This is a genomic window from Streptomyces flavofungini, from assembly GCF_041028215.1.
GTDB classification, from domain to species: domain Bacteria; phylum Actinomycetota; class Actinomycetes; order Streptomycetales; family Streptomycetaceae; genus Streptomyces; species Streptomyces flavofungini_B.
This window is the reverse complement of the sequence record NZ_JASKYR010000592.1, coordinates 1-5536: the sequence shown is the minus strand read 5'-3', so window position 1 is coordinate 5536 and position 5536 is coordinate 1. Positions and strand designations below refer to the sequence as shown.

Here is a 5536-nt window from a genome sequence, read left to right as displayed (position 1 = left end):
CCGCCGCCCCGCCCACGCTCGCGCCGGGCCCCACGGGCCTGACCCCCGTCTTCAAGAACGGCTCACGGACGCGGGGCCGTACCGTCGCCCTCACCTTCGACGCCGACATGACGGCCGACCAGGGACCGCGCGCGGCCGGGGGCGAGCGGTTCGACAACCCGGCGCTCGTCGCCACGCTGCGGCGCCTGAAGGTGCCCGCGACGTTCTTCATGACGGGGCGGTGGGCCGAGGAGTACCCGGACCAGGCGAAGGACATCGGCGGGGATCCGCTCTTCGAGGTCGCCAACCACTCCTACAGCCACCACGCCTTCACCGGCGACTGCTACGGCCTGCCCACCGTCCCCCCGGCCCGGATGCGCGGGGACATGGAACGCGCCTTCACCGCCTTCCGCGAGGCGGGCGTCCGGCGTTCCGTCCCGTACTTCCGCTTCCCCGGCGGCTGCTACGACCAGCGGTCCCTGCGCGCCCTCGCGCCCGTCGGGGTCACCGCCGTGCAGTGGGACGTGGTCAGCGGCGACGCCTTCGCCACGGACCCGGCGGCGGTGACCAGGCAGGTGCTCGACGGGGTGCGGCCCGGCTCGGTCGTCGTCCTGCACTGCACCCGCAGCGCGGCCCCCGCCACCGAGCGCGCCCTGCGCGACATCGTCCCCCGGCTGCGCGAGCGCGGGTACCGGTTCGTACGGGTCTCCGAGCAGATCGGCGCGGCGGCGCGGCGGAGTTAGCCTGGTCGTATGGCCGACGACGACACTTACTGCGCCGCTCCGGACACCCGGACGAGCGCCCGCGACGCTTTGGGCCTCACTTCGGACGCCCCCGCCACGGAAGGGCCGTTCGCGGCCTGCGTGCTCTGCCAGGAGCCGACGGAGTACCCCGAGTCCCACAAGGGCATCACCCTCTGCCCGGTGTGCGCCTGGCAGGAGGCCCAGCGCTCGGCCTGCTCGGGCTGAGCCGCACGAGAGGCCCTAGTTTCCCCGCTTCAGTCGTACGACGACAGGAGCGCCGAAGGGGTCGCCGGACTGGGTCACCTCGATCTTTCCCGCGCCCAGCCAGGTGCCGGTGCCGGGGACCCGGTGGATCTCCTCCAGCCACAGCGTCTGGCCCGAGCCCTTGCGGGCCCCGGTCGACTCGGGCAGGCGGTGGCGTCCGATCTTCAGGCACCTGCCCTTGTCGTCGAGGAACCAGTTGCCGTCGAGGAACAGGCCCGTGTCGTCCTGGGCCACCGGTACGCGCAGGGCGCATCCGCCGGGTGCCTCGGGCTGGTCGGTCCACTCCGTGCCGTCGCGGCGGATGCGGATGTACTCGTCGTCCGGTTCGTTCTCGGCCTCGCCGTGGTTGAAGGAGTTGCTGCCGTAGGCGCGGACCTCGCCGTCCGCGAGCGCGAAGACCTGGGTGAGGCCCGCGCTCGGCTCCGGCGGGACCGGGTCGTCGAACCGGGCCCCGGGGGTCTCCACCTGCCGCCACGACGTGCCGTCCCAGTGCGCCGACGCGGGCTGGGGGTAGACCTCGCCGTGGACCTGTTCGGTACCGGGACCCGTGGAGCGGCTGCCCACCGCCCAGACGTCGTCCGGGCCCACCACCGCGAGGTCGGCGGCCGGGTGCGGCAACCGGGTCGTGGTCCAGCGGGTGCCGTCCCAGTGCACGGCCGTCCGCTCGCCCGAGAGGGCCCAGATGTCCTTCGGGCCCGCCGCGTCGAGTTCCCCGACGCTGCCCGGCGGCGGGTCCGGCAGGGCGGACCAGCGGGTGCCGTCCCAGCGCGCCCAGGGGTACGCGCCGCCGCCCGTGTCGTTCCGCTGCGGACGCAGCCACAGGGAGCCGTCTCCGATCTCCTCCAGCACCGGCGGGTAGTCGGTGCCGCCGAGCACGTCGGGCAGCGGCTCGCGCTTCCACCGCTCGCCGTCGTAGTGCAGCAGACGGGCGTTGGACCTGCCGGTGTTCTCCGTCGCCACCGCCCATATGTCGTCCTCGCCGAGCGCCGCGATGTCCGTGAAGCCGCCGCTGAAGTCCGCGATGTGCTCGAACTCCCAGCGCGGGGCGCCCGTTTCGACGCCGGGGCCGGGGCCGTCCGAGCCGGTGCCACGAGCGCCGGACGGCTCGGCGTCCGTGCCGCACCCGGCCGCCGCGAACAGCACCGCCAGCGCGGCCAGCGCCACCGGCACCGCACCCGCCACCGCGCGGTGCCGCCTCTCGCCCGTGACTCCCCGCATGCGCTCGTCCCCCGGTCTTCCCGTTGCCGCTTGACGCTGTACAGAAGGCGCGCAGCCTACCCGGTCGGCCGCCGCGCGCAAGCCGTCACCTGCGCCGGGAGCTGAGCACGCAGGCGGGCCAGACCGCGGCCGCCGCCACGGCGAGCGCCGCGAGCAGCGCTCCCCACGGCACCGGTACGGCTCCCTCCCGCGACCCGGCGGTCAGATCGACGAGGACCGACTTCGCCGGGGACCCCGTGGTGACGAGCAGCAGCAGCGCGGCGAGCAGCATGGCGGGCACGGCCTTCCCGGCCGAGCGGAGCAGCGGCCAGTTGGTGAGCGCCCCGACCGCCGTGCCCAGCAGGGCGCTGACCAGCATCGCGAGCAGTCCGGCCGCGCCCGCGGGGAGCCGGGGTACGGGCAGCCGCCCGTTGGTGCTTCCCGCGTCGCTGATGGCGGTCACGACGGCCACGGCCACCGCGCCCAGCGCCACCGCCGCGAGGAACGCGGTGAGCAGCGCGGCGAGATGGGCCCGCGCCGGACCCGCCGCGGCGGCGGTGCAGCTTCGGGCGGCGGCCGACTCGTTGTTCGCGCAGATGCGTACCAGCCAGGCCGCGACGGGCAGCAGCGCGGCGGCGGCGTAGGCGAGGGAGTCCAGGACGGGCTGCCCGCTCTGCACTCCGACGCCGAGGAACACGGCGTACAGGATCACGGGCGCGAGCCACCGCTGGGACCGTACGAGCAGCGCGGCCTGGTACTGGAGAAGCGCGGTCATCATCAAGAGGCCTCTTCCTCACGGGCGGCGGACCGGGCGGCGGGGCGGGTACCGGGCCGGGTACCGGAGTGCGGGCCCGGCCCCACCCCCACCACGTGCCACGGCACCCTCGCCGTCAGAAGTTCCCGCAGCGCGAGGTCGGAGCGGCTCTCCGGGACCGTGAGCCGCGTGGTGCCGTCCGCCGCGCCGGTCTCCGTGCCGACCGCCATGGCGGCGACCGCCGGGGGCGGACCGGCGCCCGGCGGCCCCTGCGTGACGATGACGACGACGGGCCCGTGCCCTTCGGCGGCCTCCGGGGCGGCCGTCTCCGTACGCCGCTCCAGGGCCGTGCCCACCACCTCGTACGTCGCGTCCGCGACGCCCGCGAGACGGCGGGGGTCGTGGTCGACGAAGACGACGGAGCCGCCGGACGCGGTGCGTTCGGCGACGGCACGGTCGAGTTCGGCGCGGGCGAGGACGTCGAGGCCCGTCCACGCCTCGTCCAGGACGAGCAACTCGGGGTCGGCGAGAAGGGCCTGCGCGACGGCGACCTTCTGGCTGCTGCCCTTGGACAGCTCGGACAGCGGGGTGCGCGCGTAGCCGCCCGCGCCGAAGCGCTCAAGCCAGCGCTCCGCGCTCCGTTCGGCCGCGCCGCGCGCGAGGCCGTGCACGCGGGCCAGGTGCGTGAGGTAGCCGACGGCGGTGAACGGCATGGCGGCGGGGAAGCGTTCGGGCACGAACGCCGTGCGCGGACGCCCGGTCACCCGCCCCTCGGAGGGCGCGTCGATACCGGCGAGCAGCCGCAGCAGGGTCGACTTCCCGGTCCCGTTGGCACCCTGGACCCGTATCAGGGCCCCCGCGGGCACGCCGAGCCCGATGCCGCGCAGTACCCATGGGCCGCGCAGGCCGTACCGGCGGCCGGCTCCGTCGAGCCGCAGCACCAGATCATGTTCCATGCGGGCCATCCTCGCCCACGGGGCCGAGGCGGCGCGGACCGGATTCCCCGCCTGGCAGACTGGGCCCGTGAGCAGCGACGAGACGACCACCACCGCCGACGGCACGCCGGAGGGCGGGCCCGGCCGGGCCACCGAGGACAGCCCCTTCCGCCACGAGACCACCTCGCGCGACGAGGCCCCGCAGTTCGTGCTGCCCCTCGTCGTCCGCATCGAGCGGGCCGCTCCCCCGGCCCGCACGGATGCCCTGGAGACCGCGGCCCGTGCCGTCCTGGTGATGCTGAGCGATGAGCGTTCGCTGGGCGAGGGCGAATGGGCGCGGGCGATGCGGGACTGGCAGGACGCCCGCATCCGCAAGGTGGTGCGCAGGGCGCGCGGCGGCGAGTGGCGCAAGGCCGAGGCGCTGCCCGGCATCACGGTCACCGGCAAGAGCGCGGAGGTCCGCGTCTTCCCGCCGGTCCCGCTGGACGGCTGGCCCAAGGAGCTGGCCAAGCTCCAGGTCTCGGGCACCGACCTGGACGACCCCGAGCCGCCCGGCGAGGCCGACGCGACACACCCCGTCCTGTGGATGAGCCCCGACGTCGGCATGTCGGCGGGCAAGGCGATGGCGCAGGCGGGCCACGGCGCCCAACTCGCCTGGTGGGAACTGTCCGACGAGGACCGCGCGGCCTGGCGGGACGCGGGCTTCCCGCTCTCGGTCCGCACCGCCGCCCCCGGCCGGTGGCCCGCCCTGACCGCGAGCGGCCTCCCGGTGGTCCGCGACGCGGGCTTCACGGAGATCGCCCCGGGCTCCTGCACGGTGGTCGCCGACCACCCGGCGCTCCGCACCCCACGGTCATGACCGGCGGCGGGGGCGGCCGCCGGGACGGCCGCGTCGAGCGGGGCAACCAGACCCGGCGGCTCGTCCTGCGCCGGACCGTCGACATCGCCTCCGTCGAAGGGCTCGAAGCGCTGTCCCTCGGGCGGATCGCCACCGAACTGCGGCTCAGCAAGAGCGGGGTGTTCGCCCTGTTCGGCTCCAAGGAGGAGCTCCAGCTCGCGACCATCCGGGCCGCCGGGCGCATCTTCCTCGACGAGGTGGCCGAACCCGCCCTTGAGCTGCCGCCCGGCCTCGGGCGCCTGCGGCGGCTCTGCGCGGGCTGGCTGGACTACTCCGAACGGCGCGTCTTCCCCGGCGGCTGCTTCTTCTACGGGGTCGCCGCCGAGTTCGACGCCCGCGAGGGCGCGGTGCACGACGCCCTGGCGCTCGCCAACCGGGACTGGAGCGCGCGCGTCGAACGCTGCGTCGCCGAGGCCGTCGACAGCGGCGAGCTGCGGCCCGGCACCGACACCGGCCAGCTCACCTTCGAGTTCATCGCCCTGATGGAGACGGCCAACGCCCACTCCGTCCTGCACGGCGAACCGGACGCCTACCGAAGGGCCCGCGTCGCCATCACCGACCGGCTCCGCGCGGCGGCGGCCGAGCCGGAGCTGCTGGGCCCGCTCCCGGCTGCCGCCGAGTAGACGCCGCTCCCCTGCGGGCCGACGCCCGGGCGCCCCGTACGAGCATCCGGGTACCTCGTGCACCGGCTTCCGCCATTTAACTGCACGACCGTTCGTTTAGTTTTATGCTCGGGTCATGCACCCGCCTCCGCCCGCCCCCGCAC

Annotated in this window: 7 protein-coding genes; 4 read left to right on the top strand and 3 right to left on the bottom strand. The window is 75.4% G+C overall.

The genetic code is table 11. The annotated features are described in order from the left end of the window. Both AB8Z36_RS30430 and AB8Z36_RS30425 read left to right on the top strand, forming a co-directional pair. Positions 1-722 (top strand): polysaccharide deacetylase family protein (locus AB8Z36_RS30430; RefSeq protein ID WP_369216609.1); only part of this gene is annotated, 722 nt, incomplete at its 5' end. Positions 723-731: 9 nt separating this feature from the next. After that, complete coding sequence (locus tag AB8Z36_RS30425) at positions 732-947, top strand: hypothetical protein (RefSeq protein ID WP_369216608.1); 216 nt, start codon at positions 732-734, stop codon at positions 945-947. Between the two features lie 15 nt (positions 948-962). On the opposite strand, the gene AB8Z36_RS30420 is transcribed toward AB8Z36_RS30425, so the two are convergent. From AB8Z36_RS30420 to AB8Z36_RS30410, 3 genes are all read right to left on the bottom strand, one after another. Next, positions 963-2204 (bottom strand): hypothetical protein, encoded by a 1242-nt coding sequence (locus AB8Z36_RS30420; RefSeq protein ID WP_369216607.1) that lies wholly within the window; start codon positions 2202-2204, stop codon positions 963-965. Between the two features lie 85 nt (positions 2205-2289). After that, a complete protein-coding gene (locus tag AB8Z36_RS30415) occupies positions 2290-2958 on the bottom strand; it encodes an ABC transporter (RefSeq protein WP_369216610.1) in 669 nt (222 codons plus the stop codon). A 2-nt stretch (positions 2959-2960) separates the two neighbouring features. Further along, a complete protein-coding gene (locus tag AB8Z36_RS30410) occupies positions 2961-3893 on the bottom strand; it encodes an ABC transporter ATP-binding protein (RefSeq protein WP_369216606.1) in 933 nt (310 codons plus the stop codon). Between the two features lie 67 nt (positions 3894-3960). Here AB8Z36_RS30410 and AB8Z36_RS30405 point away from each other — a divergent pair, with 67 nt between their 5' ends. Both AB8Z36_RS30405 and AB8Z36_RS30400 read left to right on the top strand, forming a co-directional pair. Continuing rightward, positions 3961-4731: an aminoacyl-tRNA hydrolase gene (locus AB8Z36_RS30405; RefSeq protein ID WP_369216605.1), complete on the top strand. Its 771-nt coding sequence runs from the start codon at positions 3961-3963 to the stop codon at positions 4729-4731. After that, positions 4728-5393 (top strand): TetR/AcrR family transcriptional regulator, encoded by a 666-nt coding sequence (locus AB8Z36_RS30400; RefSeq protein ID WP_369216604.1) that lies wholly within the window; start codon positions 4728-4730, stop codon positions 5391-5393. The genes AB8Z36_RS30405 and AB8Z36_RS30400 overlap by 4 nt, the downstream gene beginning before the upstream one ends. Positions 5394-5536: the final 143 nt, after the last annotated feature.